The 18,756-nt window shown below is 63.9% G+C and carries 30 protein-coding genes and 1 pseudogene; 15 read left to right on the top strand and 16 right to left on the bottom strand.

All coding sequences use genetic code 11. From position 1 onward, the window contains the following. Nucleotide 1: 1 nt before the first annotated feature. The 15 genes from N7I30_RS13860 to N7I30_RS13790 all read right to left on the bottom strand — a co-directional run bounded on the left by N7I30_RS13860 (nt 2) and on the right by N7I30_RS13790 (nt 10,605). Nucleotides 2-385, bottom strand: coding sequence for a hypothetical protein (locus N7I30_RS13860; protein WP_498639598.1), 384 nt, complete (start codon nt 383-385; stop codon nt 2-4). Further along, nucleotides 369-839, bottom strand: a complete 471-nt coding sequence (locus tag N7I30_RS13855) for a helix-turn-helix domain-containing protein (protein ID WP_498639596.1) — start codon at nt 837-839, stop codon at nt 369-371. Before N7I30_RS13855 ends, N7I30_RS13860 begins: the two co-directional genes overlap by 17 nt. After that, nucleotides 839-1,435, bottom strand: a complete 597-nt coding sequence (locus tag N7I30_RS13850; RefSeq protein WP_498639594.1) for a hypothetical protein — start codon at nt 1,433-1,435, stop codon at nt 839-841. The genes N7I30_RS13855 and N7I30_RS13850 overlap by 1 nt, the downstream gene beginning before the upstream one ends. Beyond that, nucleotides 1,435-2,118 (bottom strand): hypothetical protein, encoded by a 684-nt coding sequence (locus N7I30_RS13845; protein ID WP_498639592.1) that lies wholly within the window; start codon nt 2,116-2,118, stop codon nt 1,435-1,437. The genes N7I30_RS13850 and N7I30_RS13845 overlap by 1 nt, the downstream gene beginning before the upstream one ends. Then, nucleotides 2,118-3,755: a DEAD/DEAH box helicase gene (locus N7I30_RS13840; protein WP_498639590.1), complete on the bottom strand. Its 1,638-nt coding sequence runs from the start codon at nt 3,753-3,755 to the stop codon at nt 2,118-2,120. Before N7I30_RS13840 ends, N7I30_RS13845 begins: the two co-directional genes overlap by 1 nt. Further along, nucleotides 3,752-4,060: a TSCPD domain-containing protein gene (locus N7I30_RS13835; RefSeq protein WP_498639588.1), complete on the bottom strand. Its 309-nt coding sequence runs from the start codon at nt 4,058-4,060 to the stop codon at nt 3,752-3,754. Before N7I30_RS13835 ends, N7I30_RS13840 begins: the two co-directional genes overlap by 4 nt. Continuing rightward, nucleotides 4,057-4,956 carry a DNA-methyltransferase gene (locus N7I30_RS13830; protein ID WP_498639586.1) on the bottom strand — a complete coding sequence of 300 codons (900 nt, stop codon included), beginning with the start codon at nt 4,954-4,956 and terminating at the stop codon, nt 4,057-4,059. Before N7I30_RS13830 ends, N7I30_RS13835 begins: the two co-directional genes overlap by 4 nt. After that, the gene (locus N7I30_RS13825) at nt 4,953-6,374 is read right to left on the bottom strand and encodes a helicase-related protein (RefSeq protein WP_498639584.1); all 1,422 of its coding nucleotides are present in this window, start codon (nt 6,372-6,374) and stop codon (nt 4,953-4,955) included. Before N7I30_RS13825 ends, N7I30_RS13830 begins: the two co-directional genes overlap by 4 nt. Beyond that, nucleotides 6,371-7,333, bottom strand: coding sequence for a hypothetical protein (locus N7I30_RS13820; protein ID WP_498639582.1), 963 nt, complete (start codon nt 7,331-7,333; stop codon nt 6,371-6,373). The genes N7I30_RS13825 and N7I30_RS13820 overlap by 4 nt, the downstream gene beginning before the upstream one ends. Further along, nucleotides 7,333-7,878: a winged helix-turn-helix domain-containing protein gene (locus N7I30_RS13815; protein ID WP_498639581.1), complete on the bottom strand. Its 546-nt coding sequence runs from the start codon at nt 7,876-7,878 to the stop codon at nt 7,333-7,335. Before N7I30_RS13815 ends, N7I30_RS13820 begins: the two co-directional genes overlap by 1 nt. Further along, complete coding sequence (locus tag N7I30_RS13810; RefSeq protein WP_498639579.1) at nt 7,878-8,177, bottom strand: hypothetical protein; 300 nt, start codon at nt 8,175-8,177, stop codon at nt 7,878-7,880. The genes N7I30_RS13815 and N7I30_RS13810 overlap by 1 nt, the downstream gene beginning before the upstream one ends. Before the next feature lie 97 nt (nt 8,178-8,274). Beyond that, nucleotides 8,275-8,805, bottom strand: a complete 531-nt coding sequence (locus tag N7I30_RS13805; RefSeq protein WP_498639577.1) for a DUF669 domain-containing protein — start codon at nt 8,803-8,805, stop codon at nt 8,275-8,277. Between the two features lie 11 nt (nt 8,806-8,816). Further along, nucleotides 8,817-9,644 (bottom strand): ATP-binding protein, encoded by an 828-nt coding sequence (locus N7I30_RS13800; RefSeq protein ID WP_498639575.1) that lies wholly within the window; start codon nt 9,642-9,644, stop codon nt 8,817-8,819. Continuing rightward, nucleotides 9,625-10,155, bottom strand: coding sequence for a RusA family crossover junction endodeoxyribonuclease (locus N7I30_RS13795; protein ID WP_498639573.1), 531 nt, complete (start codon nt 10,153-10,155; stop codon nt 9,625-9,627). Before N7I30_RS13795 ends, N7I30_RS13800 begins: the two co-directional genes overlap by 20 nt. Further along, complete coding sequence (locus N7I30_RS13790; RefSeq protein ID WP_498639571.1) at nt 10,156-10,605, bottom strand: hypothetical protein; 450 nt, start codon at nt 10,603-10,605, stop codon at nt 10,156-10,158. It lies immediately after the preceding gene. A gap of 83 nt (nt 10,606-10,688) precedes the next feature. Here N7I30_RS13790 and N7I30_RS13785 point away from each other — a divergent pair, with 83 nt between their 5' ends. Continuing rightward, nucleotides 10,689-10,841: a hypothetical protein gene (locus N7I30_RS13785; RefSeq protein ID WP_498639569.1), complete on the top strand. Its 153-nt coding sequence runs from the start codon at nt 10,689-10,691 to the stop codon at nt 10,839-10,841. A 23-nt stretch (nt 10,842-10,864) separates the two neighbouring features. Here N7I30_RS13785 and N7I30_RS13780 read toward each other — a convergent pair whose 3' ends face one another. Beyond that, the gene (locus N7I30_RS13780) at nt 10,865-11,059 is read right to left on the bottom strand and encodes a helix-turn-helix domain-containing protein (protein WP_421461688.1); all 195 of its coding nucleotides are present in this window, start codon (nt 11,057-11,059) and stop codon (nt 10,865-10,867) included. Between the two features lie 84 nt (nt 11,060-11,143). Here N7I30_RS13780 and N7I30_RS13775 point away from each other — a divergent pair, with 84 nt between their 5' ends. The 14 genes and pseudogenes from N7I30_RS13775 (at nt 11,144) to N7I30_RS13710 (ending at nt 18,558) form a co-directional block, all read left to right on the top strand. Further along, nucleotides 11,144-11,851, top strand: a complete 708-nt coding sequence (locus N7I30_RS13775) for a S24 family peptidase (protein WP_498639567.1) — start codon at nt 11,144-11,146, stop codon at nt 11,849-11,851. A gap of 389 nt (nt 11,852-12,240) precedes the next feature. After that, nucleotides 12,241-12,540: a hypothetical protein gene (locus tag N7I30_RS13770; RefSeq protein WP_498639565.1), complete on the top strand. Its 300-nt coding sequence runs from the start codon at nt 12,241-12,243 to the stop codon at nt 12,538-12,540. A 52-nt stretch (nt 12,541-12,592) separates the two neighbouring features. Continuing rightward, nucleotides 12,593-12,913, top strand: a complete 321-nt coding sequence (locus tag N7I30_RS13765) for a hypothetical protein (RefSeq protein WP_498639563.1) — start codon at nt 12,593-12,595, stop codon at nt 12,911-12,913. 57 nt (nt 12,914-12,970) lie between these two features. Beyond that, complete coding sequence (locus N7I30_RS13760) at nt 12,971-13,204, top strand: hypothetical protein (RefSeq protein WP_498639561.1); 234 nt, start codon at nt 12,971-12,973, stop codon at nt 13,202-13,204. Between the two features lie 44 nt (nt 13,205-13,248). Beyond that, entirely contained in the window at nt 13,249-13,566 is a 318-nt protein-coding gene (locus tag N7I30_RS13755) for an XkdD/Y8K6 family phage-associated protein (RefSeq protein ID WP_498639559.1), read from the top strand. Continuing rightward, the gene (locus N7I30_RS13750; RefSeq protein WP_498639558.1) at nt 13,566-13,700 is read left to right on the top strand and encodes a hypothetical protein; all 135 of its coding nucleotides are present in this window, start codon (nt 13,566-13,568) and stop codon (nt 13,698-13,700) included. The genes N7I30_RS13755 and N7I30_RS13750 overlap by 1 nt, the downstream gene beginning before the upstream one ends. A 10-nt stretch (nt 13,701-13,710) precedes the next feature. Beyond that, nucleotides 13,711-14,475: a hypothetical protein gene (locus tag N7I30_RS13745; RefSeq protein WP_498639556.1), complete on the top strand. Its 765-nt coding sequence runs from the start codon at nt 13,711-13,713 to the stop codon at nt 14,473-14,475. Between the two features lie 48 nt (nt 14,476-14,523). Further along, nucleotides 14,524-15,228 carry a hypothetical protein gene (locus tag N7I30_RS13740; RefSeq protein WP_498639554.1) on the top strand — a complete coding sequence of 235 codons (705 nt, stop codon included), beginning with the start codon at nt 14,524-14,526 and terminating at the stop codon, nt 15,226-15,228. A gap of 23 nt (nt 15,229-15,251) precedes the next feature. Next, nucleotides 15,252-15,593 carry a hypothetical protein gene (locus tag N7I30_RS13735; protein WP_498639553.1) on the top strand — a complete coding sequence of 114 codons (342 nt, stop codon included), beginning with the start codon at nt 15,252-15,254 and terminating at the stop codon, nt 15,591-15,593. Then, entirely contained in the window at nt 15,593-15,919 is a 327-nt protein-coding gene (locus N7I30_RS13730; RefSeq protein ID WP_498639551.1) for a hypothetical protein, read from the top strand. Before N7I30_RS13735 ends, N7I30_RS13730 begins: the two co-directional genes overlap by 1 nt. Then, nucleotides 15,916-16,068: a hypothetical protein gene (locus N7I30_RS13725; protein WP_498639549.1), complete on the top strand. Its 153-nt coding sequence runs from the start codon at nt 15,916-15,918 to the stop codon at nt 16,066-16,068. The genes N7I30_RS13730 and N7I30_RS13725 overlap by 4 nt, the downstream gene beginning before the upstream one ends. Before the next feature lie 188 nt (nt 16,069-16,256). Beyond that, on the top strand, nt 16,257-17,309 hold the full coding sequence (locus tag N7I30_RS13720) for a tyrosine-type recombinase/integrase (protein ID WP_498639547.1): 1,053 nt from the start codon (nt 16,257-16,259) through the stop codon (nt 17,307-17,309). A 141-nt stretch (nt 17,310-17,450) separates the two neighbouring features. Continuing rightward, nucleotides 17,451-17,615 (top strand): annotated as a pseudogene (locus N7I30_RS13715) (DUF6538 domain-containing protein); the annotation flags it as partial. Between the two features lie 274 nt (nt 17,616-17,889). Next, nucleotides 17,890-18,558, top strand: a complete 669-nt coding sequence (locus tag N7I30_RS13710) for a site-specific integrase (RefSeq protein WP_498639813.1) — start codon at nt 17,890-17,892, stop codon at nt 18,556-18,558. Nucleotides 18,559-18,756 lie beyond the last annotated feature (198 nt).

The following is an 18,756-nucleotide window of genomic DNA, read 5'->3' as shown; positions in this document are numbered from 1 at the left end:
GTCAGAATGGCGCCTCGTCCCGGAGTTTCACCTTCAGCGCGGTCCGGTATCCGGCCACGACCTGGCGGGCGAACTCGCAGCGCTGCGCATCGGTCATGTCGGCGAGATCGGCCGTGCCGATGCTGATGGCGAACGCCTTGCCCTGCTCCAGCCCCTCCTGCGCCGCAAGGCTCTCGATGCGGTTGAAGTCTTCGGACGACATTCCGTAGGTCTCCCTTGCGATGGCGAGGCAATCGGGGTCTTCGCAAACCCACATGACCGGCAGTGCCGGCTGGCCCCAGCGGGCCTTCGGCGCATAGCCGTAGCCGACAGCCTGCCGGGCGCAGACGCCGCAGCACTGGTCGTCGAATCGGGTTGGTGCTTGTGCGTCACAAGTCGCGGACATGGCGGCCCATCTCCCTGCGCTTGCCGGGGTAGGCCCGGACGCCGTGCAGCACGGTCGTGTGGTCTCGATCGCCGCAGAACCGGCCGATCTGAGGGAGCGACTTCGAGGTCAGCCGGCGCGCCCAGTAGAAGAACGCGTGCCGGGGGAGAGCTATCTTTCGGTCACGACTGGGGCCGAGGATCTCCTTCGGGCTGACCTCGTAAGCCTTAGCCACGCGATCCAGAATACGCCGAAGGGCCGGCCTGTACGGAGCGGGTGGCAGGAAGGACCGCTCGATCTGCCGCTCGTAGACGAGGCGGTATTTGAGATTGAGGCTGGCGGCGGGTGCGCGTGGCAGGGGCGTGGGCGCAGGTGGTGGAGCGAGTTGAATGAACCTGCCCTGCGTCCCTGCCAGCCTCTGGCGCTCCGCAATGCCCCGGGCGGTGAATGTGGAGTGTGCCGCGACAACGCCCATCAGGCTGCCCTCCTGGTGGTCGAGGGGGCGCGCTGCCGCAGGGCGTGGCAAACCATCTTAGTGACGGCCTGCCCCGACAGGGTCCGGGCAAGGTGATCGGTGACGGCTTCTGCTGGGATGTCAGCGCCCGCCGTGAGACCGCGTAGCTCCATCGCCGTCAGCAGGCGGAGCATCCGCAACGGCCATGGCGGTATCGGGGTGGGAAGCTGCCATTGATTGTGCGGCCAACCTCCAACCGGCCACTGCCAGAGGGTCCCGGCGCCGTGGAACTCGATGACCTTGCGGACATCGCAGTTCGGGTAGTTGGCGGCGCGGCCGCACCACTTCTCGTCGGCCACGATCACGAGACCATGGCAGGCAGGGTGGAACAGCTGCACCTGCCGGGAAAGACGGTGCAGCTTGTCCCGGCCGCTCTTGATCTCGAAGAGCCAGAGGTGATCCGTAGTCACAGCCGCAATGTCCGCACGCCCCGCGCCACCCTCGACGTCCAGTTCATGAATCACGTGCGCTGATGGGAGCAACGTGTTGATCCGCGCTACTACTGCTTCGCGGATTGGGCGTTCGTCTGTGGTGTGGTGGAGGGCGTTCAGCGCCATCAAGCAGCCCTCCCCATCTCGCTGACCGCGTAGCCGCACCACTGGGCGGCAGCGGCGGCCATCATTCCGGGATATGAGCGGCTGCGAAGACGCGTCCGGTCAGGTCCCGGCGGCATCCTGTGAACCGCGTTCCAGCGTTTCCATTCGTCCGAACCTCGCTCGGGCTCGGGCAAAAGGTCCGTCGCTGCCAACAGGGGAAGCCCGCGCAGATACCAGCCGGTCCCTTTGTAGGCCGGATCCCCGAACCAGAACGGCTGCACCATCTGAGGGCGCGGAAGTTCCGCTGGCATCCGGTCCCGTGCGAGATCGTTCATCTCCGGGTTCTCGATTGCCACCCGGTCGATCGGCGCATCCCAGCACGCAGTGAAAACGCTGACGCCTTCCTCGAACTCGGCACGCATGTCGTCGAGCGTGCGACCCTTGGGGAGTTGGCGAGGCTCGGTCCATTTCCCGGCGCCGCTCATCCACCGACTACCAGACCGGCAGAGGCGCGTGCACGGCGGGTGCATCACCGCCAGCAGGTCCCATCCTTCCGATAGGATGCCGTCTCGCACGTCGCAGCGGATATGCCGGTTGCTGCGGTCCTCGGCGGGGAGGATGTCGCAGGACCAGACGTCGTGCCCGAGTTCACTAAAGGCACGACGGGCGATCCCGCTCGTCTCACAAGCGACCAAAACCCGCATCACGCCGCCTCCCGCTCAGGAAATGTTCGCCCGACGATGTCGGTGAACTTCGGGTTCTGCTTCGATGGCCGCACCGAGATGGTCGACGGCGGGACAAGCTCTGACTTGCGTGCAAGCATCTCGTCCGCGCTCACCGGGAACGGCGACGCGCCGCCATGCATGACCCACCATTCGGCAGCCTTCCTGCCGGCATAGCCGTCATGTTCGGGGCAGACCCATTCCGGGTAGCGTTGCAGGCCGGCCAGATAGTCGATCCGGACGGAGTCCGGCGCTCCCGCCTTCTTCCAGCGGCGGAACTGCCAGTCGACAACCGGGACCATCTGCGGCGGTACCGCCTCGGTGGAGAGGATGCCGGTCGTGCCGTCGGCCTCTGCCTCGTGCCGTGGCTTCTCCTCGCGCGGCCACTCGTGGCCGCATGTCTTGCACGACTGCGCATTCAGGGCCGCGAGCGTCTCGCACTCGGGGCACGCCTTGGCGCGAATGTCTGAGACTTCGGCCTTGCCCCTCTCACCGGCACCGCCGCCCTTCGGCATGATGCTCACCGCATCGACCGGACCATGGCGCCGGACGTTGCCGGCGAAGTCCAGCACCAGGCAGTTCTCTTTCCCGGGGGCCAGCCTTGTTCCGCGTCCGACGATCTGGACGTAGAGGCCGGTCGAGAGCGTCGGGCGGAGCATCACAACGAGGTCGGTGGCCGGCGCGTCGAAACCGGTGGTCAGGACGTTCGCATTGGTGAGGCACCGAATTCGACCGGCACGGAAATCGCGGATGATCCGATCCCGCTCGCCGTTGGGCGTCTCGCCCGACACCATCTCCGCGATGACACCCCTCGCCCGCATCGCGTCCCTGACGGCCGCGGCGTGCTTCACGCCGGCGCAGAACACAAGCCACGACCGGCGGTCCTGCCCGTAGCGGATCGTCTCCTCCACGGCGGCCGTGGTCAGGCGATGCTCCATTGCCGCGGATTCCAGCGAGCCGGCCACGAACTCGCCGCCCCGCCGCTGGACGTTCGAGACATCGATCTCGGACGCCGAGGCCTTGGAGATGAGAGGAGTGAGGAAGCCATCCTCAATCCCTCGCCCAATGCCGTAGGAATAGACCGTGTTGTCGAACAGGCGGTCCGTGCCGTCGTCCAGGCGTCCTGTGTCGAGCCGGAACGGCGTGGCGGTGAACCCGCACACCCGCATGTCCGCCATCTCGCCGAGGTCGTCGAGGAGCTTGCGATACATGCCGGCGCCCTTCGCACCATTCGGAACGAGGTGGGCCTCGTCGATGATGACGAGATCGCGGGGGCCAAGCGCCCTCGCCTTCCGGTAGACGGACTGGATCGAGGCGAAGGTCACGCGATGATGTGTGTCGCGCTTGCCGAGCCCGGCGGAATAGAAGCCGATCGGCGCGTCCGGCCATGTCCGGAGCACAGCCTCATGGTTCTGGGCGACCAGCTCCTTCACGTGGACGAGCATCAGGACGCGCATCTGCGGCCAGGTCGTGAGAAGCCGGCGGACAACGTTCGCGATGACAACCGACTTGCCGGTACCAGTGGCGAGATCGACGAGTGCATTCCCGCCTCCGCCCGCCCAGTAATCGAACACCGCGTTCTCGGCCTCGGCCTGGTAGTATCTGGGTTGGATGATCACGACTGCCGCTCCTCGATCATGCTGACGATCTTGCCGGCCAGGCCTTCTGGAGCGCCGGTCTCGCTGGTGGTCAGGGATCGCCGCAGGACGCCGGGCGTGACGCCGTATTGGAGCGCGATGGACAGAAGGACAGCCATGTCGCGGACCGCAGTATCCATGGCGGTGCCGATCTTGCGGGTAGAGAGGAACACCTCGCCGATCCGGCCGTCGTCGTAGTATCCGAAGGTCACGGACACGGTGATGCCGCCGAAGACGATGTCCTCGTTCTCGCAACAGCGGCGCTGGAGAAGGGCTTCGCGGGTCATGCTGCAAACCCCGACAGAAGATCACCGGCGAACGTCGTGTCGGAGATGTTCGTGAGATTCTTCACGGCCTGCCGAAAGTAGGCCTCCTTCAACTCGAACCCGATGAAGCGGCGCTTGCATCGCATCGCGCCCCACCCTTCGCTGCCGATCCCCATGAAAGGCGAGAGAACGGTGTCGCCGGGGTTGGACCAGAGCCGGATGGCGCGCTCGATCAGGTCGATCTGGAGGGGGCACAGGTGGCGTTCATCGCGCTCGTCCTTGGCCATCCGCGCGTTCAGGACATTACCCTGCTCGATGTCCATCCAGACCGGGCTGGCCCACTGCTGCCACTGGTGGACGGGGAATTCGGAACGATCCTTCCCGACCGGATCGATGGTCTTCTCGTCCTCCGGCGTCTTGCGGAACACCAGGACGTAGTCTGGCAGGCCCTGTCGCGACCGGGCGCTATCCTTGCAGAGCGTCTTGTAGAGCAGCCCGTGCGCCTTCGTGCGCTGCATCTCGACCACGGGGTCTTTCCAGACGGTGATGCGGCTGTGATAGGTCCACCCGGCCGCCTCATGAGCAGCGATGATCTCGCCGGGCATGTCCCACAAACCGCCGCGCCCGTGTGTCGTCTTGGTACGTGGCATGTCAGTGCAGTGGACCGCAGTCAGGCGCCCGGGCTTGGTGACGCGGTGCATTTCGCGCAGCAGGAAGCCGTAGTGCTCCATGAACTCCGCGTCGTCGGCCGCGTTGCCCATGTCGCGCTCACTGTCCGAATAGACGAACAGGTGAGAAAAGGGCGGGCTGTAGATCGAAAAGCCGACGCTGTTTGCCGGAAGCTGCGACACGCCCTCGACGCAGTCAGCGTTGTAGGCCGAGAACTCGGCGCCGTGGTGAACGTCCAATACCTTCATGCCGTCAACCAGGCTGGCAGCCCGGCCTCCTTGGTTGGGGTGTAGGTGATTTTGCGTTGATGGGATTGGTGCGCGGCACGCATCGCGGCCTGCATCTCGCGCTTCATTGCGAGATGGTCGCCGGCCTTGCGGTCGATCACACGCTTGATCGCCGCCTCTGTGTCGGCCATGGCGATATGGACTTCGACGGGCCGCGTCTGGCCAAAGCGCCAGCACCGGCGGATGGCTTGGTAGTAATTCTCGTAGGAGAACGAGAGGCCGACGAACGCCATACGGGCGCAGTGCTGCCAATTCAGGCCGTATCCCGCGATGGACGGCTTGGTGACGAGGACACGAAGGGCGCCAGTAGCGAAAGCATCGAGCCTTGCCTCCTTGATGGCCAAGGGCATTGAGCCGCGCACCTCTTGGGCGTCTGGCACCCGCTCCATGACCGCGTCGGCCTCATAGTCGGTGTCGCACCAGACGATCCATGGTTCGCATGGGTCGCTATCGATGCACTCCGCTACCTTGTCGGCACGATCGTTGATCGTCAGACGCTTCTCGGCATGGATCGAAGTGGCCGAGGTATCAGGCATCCGGAAAAGTCGGTGCTGGCCAGCAAATTTGCCATTCTTCTCCTCGCCCGGGTCGAGGGTTCGATCGGCCTCGACGAGGTGCTCAAAGACTTGGATAGACGGCAGAACGTAATCGCCATCCTCGAAGCCGAGATCGGACGGCAGGGACACGCAACGCGACCATGACGCGACCCATCGCCAGAAGTCGGCCACAGCGTGACCCTTGATGCGCCAGTGCTGGGAGGCGGTGGCCGTATCGTTGATGAACCACCGGGGCAGCATCTCGTCGCGCCGCATCACGCCGAGGAACTCGGCATGGGTGCCCAGCTCGGTATGATCGTTCGGCGCCGGGGTAGCGGTGCAGCAGAGCCGATAGGGCGTTTTCTCGAACGTCTTGATCAGCTTCTTGGTCGTGACGCCGGCAAAGGATTTGAGGATGGAGCTCTCGTCCAGGATGATGCCGGCGAAGCGGGAGGCGAGGAAGTTGTCCACCCGCTCGTAGTTCGTGATGTAGATCCGGGCGCCGCCATCCACTTCGTCGGCGGTCCGGACGTAGCGGGCATCGATGCCAAACCGGTCCGCCTCGCGCTCGTGCTGTGGTCCGACCGCCAGTGGCGCGAGCATCAGGACCGGCTTGTTCGTCCGCTCCATCACGACACGGCCCCATTCGAGGGACGAGAAGGACTTGCCCAGCCCGGTATCGAGGAACATGGCCGATGATCCGGCGCGCAACGAGAACTCCGTCACGGCCCGCTGGTGTGGGAACAGATCGGGGTGAAGATCGAAATCGTGATCGAAGCCGCGCGGCGTGAAGGCGACGGCCTTGCGGGCGATGAGGTCGGCGTAGGTGGTGGAGAGGGTCACGCCGCCCTCCCGTCAATCCAGGTTGAGCCATCACCCATCCGGTAGGTCACCGACGACCCGTCACTCGCGGCATCGACCTGCTCACCCGGCACAAGGTCCGGAATGAACAAATGCTCGCCGCAGCCCGCCTGCTGATCTTGAACACTGAGTTCCCGTCCATGACGTTCGCAGCGCCACGCGGCATCACCGCCCATGACGGGGGTCGAGTGAAGGCAGGTCCGGCAATTGCGGAGGGCCATCGCGCCGCCATGGCACACGGAATGCGCAGGGCATCGCTTGCAGATCCAATGGTCGGGATCATCGCTGATGCGGGGCAGCGGACGAGCGGCGTCGAGGACGCGCTCCGCCTTCGCCATCAGCGCCCCCGCCTGGGCAGCGTCGTAGCGGATGCGCTCGCCGTGGAACTCGTTCGTGTCCTTGTTCTCGACGACGTAGAACGCACGCTCGAGGCCGAACAAATGCATCCCGAGTTGGATGGCCGGCATGCGCGCCGGCGCGGCTTCGGCAAGGCCGGCTTTCCTGATCTGCTGAAAGGCCTTGTCCCGCTGCCGGTCGGCATAGAGCAGGTGAACGCGCTTCGGCGCCTCGATGAGGCCAGTGACCTTCCCCTGCAGCCTCTGGAAGAAATGACCGTCCAGCGCCGATGTCTCGAATGGCCGGAAGGTCTGACTGTCGGCCTGCTCCACCACGAGCCCCGGAACTGACTGGCGCAGATCGGAGAGCGCCTGGACGATCTCCTGCACTGCCTGTTCGCGGGTGAAATTCGCCCGGACGGTATGGCCCTTGAATTCAGACGGCGGAGCCGACCACCGGAATTCGAGCCAGACGCGCCTGTCGCACTCAGCGGCAAGCATTCGCCCGGTCAGCCGCTGATTGTGCCGCGCGTCCTGGTGCGCCTCGTAATGGGCGTCGATCGCGGCGATGGTCGGGGACAGGAGGGTGGTGGGAAGGGCGACCATCAGGCAGCCCTCCGCTGCTGTTCGATCTTGTCGATCGCAGCCGCAACTGCGCGATAGGTGAGCTTCAGCCGGCGCGCGATTTCCGTCGACGGCCAGCCCTCGGCGCGGAGCCGCGCGACGTTCTTGATGTCGGCGTCGTCGATCGAGCTGCGGACGTTCCGCGTGGCATTGAAGCTCTCTGATTTGATTAGCGCGGCCTTGGCCTCATCGCCGATCTCCAAGTGGTAGCCGACGCCCCACTGCGTCGCGATCACGAGGCCCATCGGATCGATGAGCTTGCGAACGCGGCAGACCAACACGTCGACCAGCTTCGGCTCAGGCCAGTCATCCGGGTTCGGGCCGGTGGCGACCGCCGAGAGGAGAGTGTCTTTCGTCAGCGTGCGCGGATACGCATCCAGCAGCGCCTTGAGGAGACGGAATTGCTGGGCCGGAAGCCTGACCGTCACGCCTTCGTGCATGACGATCCCGGTGCTCTCGTCCATGACGAGATCAATCGGGGAGACCTTGGCCCCGCAGCATGGGCAGGTCGGGTGATTGTCGCCCATCACGCCGCCTCCGCCATCGCTGCCACAGCCGGCATGCAGACACTCTCGGCGACGCCGACCACGTCGAAGCGATATCCGGGGTTGGCAATTGCCAAGGCCAGGGCCTGCTTGGCAGCGGCCTCACGGCACGCATACTCGAACGGCCACCATGCGGGCCGGATCCGGCCGGTGTCGTCGCCGCGACGGAAGACGAACCATCCGCCGCCGATGGTCTCGCCCTTCCGGGCCAGCTTGGGGTTCTTGAGCCAGCCGGTGCGGCGCGGGCGTTTCCCCTTTTCAGGGCACACGTTTCCTGTCATCGCTGAAATCTCCTTCGAGCGACGTTGAAGATGTTGGTCGATGGGAAGTGCGGAGCGGTGTAGGTTCCTAGGCCGTCACCACCGCTCCGCCGCTAGGCTATGCCCGCTTCGGCCAGCCTCCGCTTGCGGCCGCCCCGGTATTGGCCGCAGTCTGGCCGCCGCCGAAGCCGGACCTCGCACCGCCGCCCGCGCTACCCGCGCCCGCCGCCGCACCAGCGCCGTTCAGGGCCTTCACGCCCTTCACCTCGTCGTACTGCGGGTTCTTCTTCTGCGGCCCGTAGCTGACCTCGCAGGGGATGTGGTGCAGCTCCTCGGTGTCCTTCGGAGCAAGCTTGCCGACTGCGTGACACACCGCCGAAAGCTGGCGGGCCGCGATGTCGCGGGTCTTGTCGCCCTTCTCGCCCTGCACGTTGTAGCCATGCAGGATGTCCTGCCAGATCAGGCGCCCTTCGAGCGGGCCGGTGATGATCTTCCACGTCAGCGAGAGCTTGACGCCGCTGCCGCCGTTCTCGCCGATGCCCTTCTCTTCCGAGTTGACGATTTCGGCGTGGTAACGGCCTTCCGGGATCCGCTCGAACTCGCCTGACGGCTCGTGATCGGCGGCGTTGTAACCTGCGATGTTGACCATGATGACGTTCCTTATGCCGCGGCCTTGGCCGGCTCTGCGTTTCCGATCTGGGGGAAGTACTGGGCGAGCGCCTGGTAGCCGGCGCCGCGGTCGAACCGCATGCTCTCCGGCAGGCCGTAGCGGTTCTTCGCCACGTAGGCGGGCTTACCCACGCCGTGCATCAGAACCGTCGATGCCGAGCCCTCGGCGCGGGTGCGGGCCGTGGTCTTGTCCGTCTTTGACAGGGCGCCCTGCTTCGTCTCGCCCTTCACGTTCACCGGCTTCTTCAGCAGCAGGATCGCGTCCAGGTCGCGGGTGATCTCGCCGTTCAAGTGCTTGTGCAGGTCGATCTCGTACCGGTCGTAGGACGCCGTCTCCGGGTCGTCGAACTTCGTCACCACGCTGTGTGCGATCATGACGATTGCCATGCCGCGATCCCGCCGAAGCAGATTGCAGCCGTCCAGGAACTCGCGGAGGACCACCTTCGCGTTGACGTAGCCCTTGCCGTAACCGAAGTCCTCGATCCGTGCCTTGGCCGAGCCATGCTCGTCGCCGCGCCGGCAGGTCTCGTCGAAGATGAGCCGCTGCAGCGCCGTGACGCTGTCCAGCACCATCGTCTGGAAGCTGTGGTCGTCGTTGTAGAGAGCCTCCATGGCTTCCATGACCGAATTGAACGTGGAAAGCGTACCGAACGACTGGAGCTCGAGCTCGCCCGGCGTGCCTTCCTCGGCCTGCAGGAAGACGGGGTTGGGGAATTCCGACGCGAGTGTCGTCTTCCCGACGCCCTCGTTTCCGTAGATGAGGACACGCGGGGGCTGGTCGGCCCGAACGGTCCTGAGGTCACTGAGGCTGATCGCCATCGTGGTCTCCTTCGTCACAAGGCGCTTCGATAAACCACCCGCCGGTCGCGCCGTTGGTCGAGGGGTGGAAGCTCACATCAAGCCGCTGCACCGGCAGCAGGCGGACGTGGGACATGCCGTTGGCTGATGGCAGCCAGGAAATCGCGAGGGCGGTCACGAAGCGGTCGTCGTCGATGGTCTTCGCCTCGACGATCGCGTCCAGCATCGCCTTGATGCGGTTGTCGATGTCGGCGCGATCGGACATGCGCTCGACGCCGAAGATCACGATCACAGGGCCGGAGATTGGCACGATGCCCTGCCGACGAATTGCAGTGACGGCCATCCGGACGAAGTCGTCGTAGTGCTTGGCCTTGACCCGGCCGACGCCCTTCACGTTCTTGAACAGGGCGTTCGCCGACGGCGGGGTCGGAATGGTGAAAGCGACCGGGGCGGGCTGGGAGGCTCCCTCCCCGGCCACTCGCTCACGGCGCCCCGCCACGGGCTCCGATTTGGTGATCTGGACCGCGGTCATTCAGGTTCGTTCCTGTCCCGCTCGGCAAAGCGGCGACGACGCCTGCGGAACAGGCCGACCAGCCAGTAGACGATCGCCTTCCACGCCGCTCTCGCGCCGCTCTTCGCCATGCGCTTCATTCAGGAGATCCTTCGTTTTGCGGTCGAAGTGGTCGCCCACCTCGTCAAGGCGGTCGCACTGGGCGTGATAGGCGATCAGCAGCGAGCGATATGCGCCGCCCGACACGTCCTTCATGTCCTGCCAGCGCTGCCACAGGCGGCGCGCATAGGACTGATCAAGGCCGATCTTGCGAGCGGTTCGATCCCGCGCGGCCGTCCAGGTATCGGTCGGGCCGCGGTGCTCGCATCTCGTCAGGAAGACGAGCCGCTCCCTCGCTTCCATCACAGCGACTTCACTCATGTCGCCCTCGTCACGCTTGATGTCGCGCGCGACACGTCTGGTGTCGGACATGCCAGTCCCTCCATGCCAAGTTCTTGGTCATGGACGGAGCGGCGAACGAAGGAGACGGGATTGAAGGGACCAAGAGGGCCACCATGGTGCCGGGAAGCGAAATGGTGGCCGTGAGCATCGGCGAAATCACCGAGAGAATAGTCAGACGACTGCGGATGGTGGACGGCGAAAGCCGGGCCACCACGCCGCGCGTCGAGGAAGATGCGAACAAGGGTCGCTCCCGCGCACGCCGCTGACGCAGTGAGGGCGAGCGCCGCAATCATGCTGCGGCCTCGACATCGCTTCGGTCGGACAGGCGGGAGAGGAGTTGACGGATCGGACCACTAATCCGGCCGCCGTTTTCAAGGCGCGAAACAGTGGACTGATCACAGCCGAGGTATTCGGCCAGACGGCCCTGCGACCAGCCGAGACTGGTGCGGACAGAACGGACATCGATTTCCTGGCGAGATTCCATGATCTGCGACGAGCTCTCTTGTTGGTTCTCCCTCATAATGCGTTACGCATAATGCATCGTCAATGCCATTCGCATAATTTTTCGATGCATTCTGCCGATATGGAAAAATCAGATCGCTTGAGGATGGCCCGCGAGGCCGCCGGGTTCACAACCGGAACAGACGCCGCCAGCGCGCTCGGGATGAAGGTCGCGACCTATCTCGGACATGAGAACGGATCGCGCGGCTACGGTGCGGTTGCAGCGGCAACATATGGGCGCCGCTTCAAAGTGGACCCGTCGTGGCTGCTCTTCGGCACCGGCAAGGGCCCGAGCGGCGATGCATCGATGACGATGGGGTTTACCACTCACCTCGAGTCGCCGCCCAACGCCGTCATCGACCCCAAGCCGGTCACCTTCGACCCGAACGAGAAGATCCCCGTGTACGGCCACGCCGTGGGCGGCAGCGAGGGCCAGTTCCCGCTGAACGGCAACAAGATCGAGGACGTCCTGGCGCCTCCCGCTCTTCGCGGCGTTCGCAATGCTTATGGTGTGATGGTGGCCGGCGACAGCATGGAGCCGCGCTACTATGCCGGAGAGACGGTCTACGTGAACCCCGGCGTTTCAGTGCGTCGCGGGGATTTCGTGGTCGCCCAGATCCGGGGCGACGACCCGGCCACCCCCGACGCATATGTGAAACGCTTTGTCCGGAAGAACGTCCAGAGCCTCACGCTCAGCCAGTTCAACCCCGAACAGGAACTGACCTTCGATGCCGACCGCGTCGTGTCGGTCCATCGCATCGTGATGGGCGGCTAAGCCCACCTCGGCCACAGCAGGACATTCGCTGCCTCCCCGCCCAGGGACAGACAGTAGCGACACCGCAGTCGCCGCCCCAGCTCGTTGACGGTGGCATGCGGAGGCAAGGCGCCGGCCAGGATTTCGGCCGCGGCGATTTCCCGCTCCCGTCCGCAATCATCGCATGAGATGCGCAGCGTAGAGACATACGCGATACACCGGTCTCCGTGCCTCAGCAGCATCCCCGCCTCCCCTTAGTTCATGTTTTGTTCTTTTAGGCCCTCGCCCGGATCGGAGTCGAGTCCCGTCGGAGGGTGATTCGTCCGCGCTCAACAATTTTATGCGTTATGCATTGACACCGCGTTATGCGTTACGCATTATCCGCTCATCGCAATCGATGGAGCCCGGAAATGCCAACCACCACCAAGAACCGCCACCCGGTCGACGAGCTGGCCGACATCAAGGCGCAGAAGGCTGAGCTCGACGAGCGCGAAAAGGCGCTCAAGGCGCAGATCATCGAGATGGCCGGCCCGCGTGATGCGGTAGGCGGCGACGAATTCATCGCCATGGTCTCCCTGCAGTCCCGAAAATCCCTGAACCGGAAGGCGCTCGAAGATCGCTTTGGCAAGGCCGCCGTCGCCGCATGCGACCGCGAGGGCGAGCCTTTCTTCGTCGTGAAGACCCAGCCGCGCGCCGTCGAGGCCGCCTGACGCCTGATCAATCACCCCGCCAATCGAAACGCACCGAACCCGGAGCCAACAGATGACCCGCTACACCGACGCATTCGGGCCGAACGTCCAAAACATCCTCTGCCAGGGTTCTCGCGTCATCCATGGCCGCATCCCGGCTGCGGTTCGCAAAGAACTCGCGGCAGCGGTCAAGGCAGGCGCGCTGGGCCGGCTCAAGAAGGACGGTCTGCGCCCCGAGATCTTCTTCCACCCCGACCACAAGCACGGTGCGCGCGAGCGTCAGGATCGTGAGGCGGCCTACGCCGTCTCCTGCATCGCCAATGTGATGGCCGGCCCTGCGGAATACGAGGCGGATCGAGCCGCTCTGGAAGCGCGACTGACAAGCGCCGCCTAACCCCTCGGGGCCAAGTGCCCCGCCCCTCCCCATCGAACGCCATACGGAGAGACGAAGATGAAGACCTTCGAAATCACGATCCCGATCGCCGGGCACGCTTTCAAGACGGTTCAGGCCGAGAGCAAAGAAGAAGCGATCTCCATCGCCTTCGAAGAAGTTTGCCGGGACGACATCGAAGAATGGGAAGCAGTCGATCAGTTCACGCAGGGGAACGTCTGCTACTGCCCGCACCCTTGGGAAGTCGAGGCAGTCGAGGTCGGCTCAGATGATGACGAGCCCGCCCGCGATTAACCCCCACCCCCAGCAGCCAAGCGCTGCCAACCGGAGGACAGAGCATGACGACGGAAGCGAAGCATACGCCCGGGCCTTGGCTTATCCGCGAAGGGTTCAGCACTGACACCCTCGAAGTCTACCCGCGGCGGGATGGCAAACCCGAGATCGGTTCTTGGGCAGAGCTTGCTACCGTCCGGTCTGATTACGGCAACGGTGATGGCGACACGGCAGAGGGCGAGGCCAACGCCCGCCTCATCGCCGCCGCCCCCGACCTGCTCGCTGCGCTGGAATCCCTCACCGCCAATCTGGACGAGGGAGACTTCATCAGCCTGACGCGCATCGACGCCGCGAAGGCTGCAATCGCCAAGGCCCGATCCTAATGCGCCGCCTCCTCCTGATCCTCCTCGACCGTGACGGCTTCGTCCTGGCGATGGAGCGCGAACACCAGAAGGCCGTCGCACTCGCAAACGAACTGCGCCGGCAACTCGCCGTAGCTCACACCAACCCGAATTGAGGACGAGCCGATGAGCCAGAACCGCATTGTGTGCCGATTTTCCTGCGGGGCTGCCTCGGCGGTCGCGACGAAACTGACGCTGGCGAAATACCCCCGCGAACGTGTCGTTATCACCTACAGCGATCCGGGCTCCGAGCACCCCGACAGCAAGCGGTTCCTGGCCGACTGTGTTCGGTGGTTCAACCACCCGATTGAGACGCTGAAGTCCGACAAGTATCGCGACACTTGGCATGTCTTCGAGAAGGAACGCTTCCTCGTAGGACAAGGCGGAGCCAAATGCACTGGCGTTCTGAAGCGGGCGCCGACCTACGACTTCCAGCAGCCCGGCGACGTTCTCGTCTTCGGCTACACGAAGGAAGAGGCGCATCGGGTTGCACAGTTCCGAGAACAGAACTTCGAGCAGCCGTTTCTGACGCCGCTCATCGACGCTGGGCTCGGCAAAGCAGACTGCCTCGCGATGATCGAACGCGCCGGCATTGAACTGCCTGCGATGTACCGCCTCGGCTACCACAACAACAACTGCATCGGCTGCGTCAAAGGCGGCATGGGCTACTGGAATAAGATCCGCCGCGACTTCCCAGATGTCTACGAACGCATGGCCGCATTGCAGCGTGAGCTCGGCCCGAACTCGTATTTCTGGCGAGAGCGGAAGACCGGCGAACGCATCAGCCTTGACGCATTGGCGCCGGATCGCGGCAACCACAACACAGAGCCGAGCATGGAATGTTCGCTGATGTGCGTCGCGGCCGAGGCCGACATCGAAGACGCGGCCTGACCCGGCAACTCGCCAGCATCCGATCAATCGAGCACTGAGGACAAGACGATGAGCGGCACCGACGCTCCGACATGGGGAAAGTGGTTCGACTATGCCAGTGCGCCAGCGGGCTCCTATGCCTGTCTTGTTAGCCTGAAAGAACGCGGCGACTGGGGTGACCCGTACATACAGTGGATGCCCCGCACGGGGCGGGTTCCAATCGGGAAGGAATGCCGCATCATGCCGTTCCTGATGCCGGGCGATCCTCTCGCGAATGGAGCCGCCCCCCAGCCCGCCGCATCCGACTTGCCCCATGACGTGGTGCGGGCGGACGAGAAGCTTGGGGCGTGGCTTGCCGCCGCGTTGGATGACGAGAACGTCTGCGCCGAGATGAAGGCCGATATCGCAGCTTGGTTCGCCGCACGTGAACCGCAAGGCTCCAGCCGGCAGTGGCCTGCATTCGTCTACGATAGCGAAGACACCCCCGCCCCATCCACCTCGACAGAGGAAGCGGATGACGAATTGTCTCCACCGCCAGACGGCTACGAGACGTGGGACGCCTACTTTGAGAACCCGCCGCCTCCGACCGAAGCATTGCGCCAGCTTTTCCGCGATTACCGCGCCAATCAGGCAAAAGGCACCTCGACAGAGGAAGCGCTGAGGGCAGAGAACGCGCGGCTTCTCGATGTTGTCGCCAATCTTCGCAACGAACTTCGCCTCGCCGACGCGATCAGCAGTCAGCAAGCCGAACGCATCGCCGCCCTATCCCGCTGAACGCCAGAGGAAGGAACCCGACCATGGCACATGACCCGCGTAAAGCCCTCGATACCGCGTTCGTCGATATGATCCAGGCGCTCCAGTTCGCCCATGCCGACAGCAAGCAGGCGGTCTTTTTCAGCGACCTGTCGCACGGCGAGAAGCACGCCAACCAGCGCGTCATTGCGCCGATGACGGCGGATCTGGTGCAGAGCTTCGGCAAGCTCGTCAAGGCGCTGTCCGAGGCCGGCTGCGACGACTTCGTGAGCCTTCTCGACATCATCCACCCGCTGACGGACGGCATATCCGACGCCCGCGATCGGCTGTGGATGCAGACCGAAGACATGGCGCTGTCCGAGATGCGCGAACGGAGGGCAGCGTAATGAGCGACCTGTCGAAGCCGCGCAACGCGGAGATCGATACTGCTTTGAACTGGCTGGACGCCGCGCTCAAGTGCGAAGGCTTCCTCTGGGACGTGGATCAGCGGGAAGCCGCGACTATGGACCTTGCCGCTGCCCGCGAAGCCGCCTCTCGCCTCCAGGCACCGGCAGTAGTCGAGATCGGAATGGCCGAGATCGAAACCGTCGCACGGTCTGACGCGAAGTGCGATGGCCGAGACTTCGACGGCTTGGGCCGGGCTGACAAGGAACGCTACCGATCCCGCGCTTGGGCTGGGCTTCGCGCTCTCCGCACTGGAGGCTCCGAATGAGCGCCGAGGAAAAGACCAAAGACATCGTCACCCGGCTTCGCAATCTCGCGAACTGGATCCGGCTCATCGCCCGGACGGAGGATCGCAACACCTGCGACGATGCGGCCGACGAAATCGAGCGGCTGCGGGCGCGGCAGCGGGAGGACTAGCGGATGGCGGACACCATTCTTGACCGCGCCATCAGCCCAGCGGAGGCTGTGGAAAAGCTGTTGATGCGCGGTGTGAAAGTCACCGAGCGCTCGCTCCGGGAGAAGGCCCGGCAGATCGGCGCGTATCGTAAGGTCGGTCGGGAGGTGTTCTTTCTGCCCGAGGACCTTGAGAAGATCGTGGAGCCTGCATGCTCGAGCCGAAGCGTCGCCCGAAAAGTCCGTACTGGGTCCTCCGTGGCACCGTCGACGGCAAGCGGGTCGAAGTCAGCCGGAAGTGGACAACCGCGGCGGCCGCGCGCCGTGCCCTCCCCGGCGTCCTCGCCGAGCTATCCTCCGATCAGATTGGTGAACGGGGACTGACCTTCACCCAGGCGGCGAACCTCTACCTGACCGCGAAGCCGACGGCCCGGTTCATCGCCCCTCTCCTGCGCTACTTCTCCAACACGCTCGTCTCCGAGATCACCAATGCCGAGATGCGCCGTGCTGCGAATGCGCTCTACCCGGGCGCCGCGCCGGCCACCATCCGGCGGCAGCTCTACACCCCGGTCAAGGCGATCCTGAACCTCGCCGCCGAGGATGATCTGTGCACCGTTCCGAAGATGCGGGCCCCAGCCGGCGGCAACAAGCGCACCGTCTTCTTCCTGCCCGAACAAGCCGATGCTGTGATCACCGAGCTCGGCCGGGACCGGAACGGCTTCCTGGCGCCGATGGTGACGTTCCTGTTCGGCCAAGGCTGCCGGATGAGCGAGGCGATCACCCTGGACGGGCACGACATCTCGCTCGATCATCGCTTCGCTATCCTGCGGGACACGAAGAACGGCGAGGAACGGCGCGTCTCGCTGATCCCCCGCGTCGTGGCCGCGCTCTCCACCCTTCCGACGATCGGCCAGACCGGACCCGTCTTCCGACGTGCCGACGGTCTCGGCTTTCGCCATGGCAAGGCCAGCGGCGGCCAGATCAAGAAGTCGTTCGACCGCGCCGTGGAGGCTGCGGAGCTGGACCCGGCCCGCTTCACGCCGCATGTCTGCAGGCACTCGTGGGCGACTTGGTTTCACGCGCAGACGAAGGACGTGCGCCGCCTGCAGGACGAAGGCGGATGGAAGTCGGGGGAGTGGCAGCGCTACACGAAGATCGGCACTCCGACGCTCGGTGCCGATGCCCTCAAGCGAGGATGGGATTTCCGAGAAGTGGGGGAAATTCGGGGGAATGCCGAAGCCGATGCATACGCATCAAGGGCTTAGGACGGGAAATGCGCCCCTGCTAAGGGAGTATACGGGAGACCGTATCGAGGGTTCGAATCCCTTCCTCTCCGCCAGCGCTACCCCATTGGTTAATTTACCGAATTTTCACGCGATTCCGGCTCCACACACAGGAGCCTACACATGCGTGCCCCGTCCTATGTCTGGAAGCGCGGATCGTCGTTCTTCTTCCAGTTTGCGATTCCCGCTGATCTGATTCCCGTTCTCGGCCGTACTCCGTTGCGCTCACGAATACCCACGGACGATCGGAGGCTTGCGTCGAAGATCGCACGGAGAGTTGCAGTCAGATTGGAGGACGTGATGTCGAGGGAGTTCTTCGTCGAATTCGGCGGTGCGCAGGTGAACCGGAAAAGCATCCTCGAAGGGGTCGAGAAGGAAATCGCGACCTTGGCGCGAATGCTCTCAGACGTCGAGAACCGACATTCGAAAAAGTCCGCACACGGCAGACTCACCGACGCGGACCGCGTTGCTGAATTGAAGGAGCGCTCAGAACTCTTATCGTCGTCGTTCCTAGCTCTTTGCGACCGAACGCGAACCCTTGCCGCAGACTACGAGCGCGATCTTGCAGCCTCTCAGTCGTCTCACTCACCTTCCAGAGCGGCATTCAATCGACCCGCATCTGAAAGGAATGCCGATCGGGCAGATTATCGACCTGGCGATATCAGGCTCGGATGTGATGCGCGGCAAACGGTTCATCACCGAAAATATGATCCTGACCGGATATATCGGACGCGTGAAATCGGCGATCAGATACGCATGTGCCGCGAACGGTATCCCTTTCCCGTATGAAAAATTTGGAAAGGTCCGGATAAAAGCGAAGAGTGCATCGGTTGTCCGTCACGAATTTTGGCCGGAGAAAGTGAATGTGATTCTGGCAAAAGCCGCCGAGCGGGAGAGGCCGGAGGAAGCGATCGTCCCGCTCCTAGCCCTTTTAACCGGCGCTCGCATTGGGGAGCTGGTGTGCCTTCAGAAAGCCACACTTGTGTCCACTGCCGGCAAGCACATTTTCAACTTAACCACGTCCCAGTATGCTTCCAGCAGATCGTTGAAGACGGAAAATTCCAGACGTTTTATGGTGGTGCATGATCTGCTCGTCGAGTTGGGGTTTGTCGACTGGGTGGCTTCATTTCGAAACGCAGAGGATTTTTGTTTCCTGGATTTCATCGAGCGGAAAATCCGTCCGGTGCCGCTTCAAAGCGATTTCAACGGCTTTTCAAGCAATGGGACTTGAAAGACGCAAGGGCGGAAGTATTCCATGCGCTTCGCCACACTTACAAGGACGTAGCGAGGGCCGCCGAGGTTTCTGAGCGCACGATTGCTCTGTAAACTGGTCATTCCCTCGATGGCGTCGCTCTAGAGCAGATCCGGCCTATTCCGGTTCATAGCCGGCAGCGGCGAAATAGTTGGCGCATTCGTCTGGCTTGAAGAG

This window comes from Aurantimonas litoralis (assembly GCF_026153195.1).
GTDB lineage: Bacteria > Pseudomonadota > Alphaproteobacteria > Rhizobiales > Rhizobiaceae > Aurantimonas > Aurantimonas coralicida.
The sequence above is the reverse complement of the archived record's forward strand: the minus strand, read 5'-3'. Positions and strand labels throughout refer to the sequence as shown.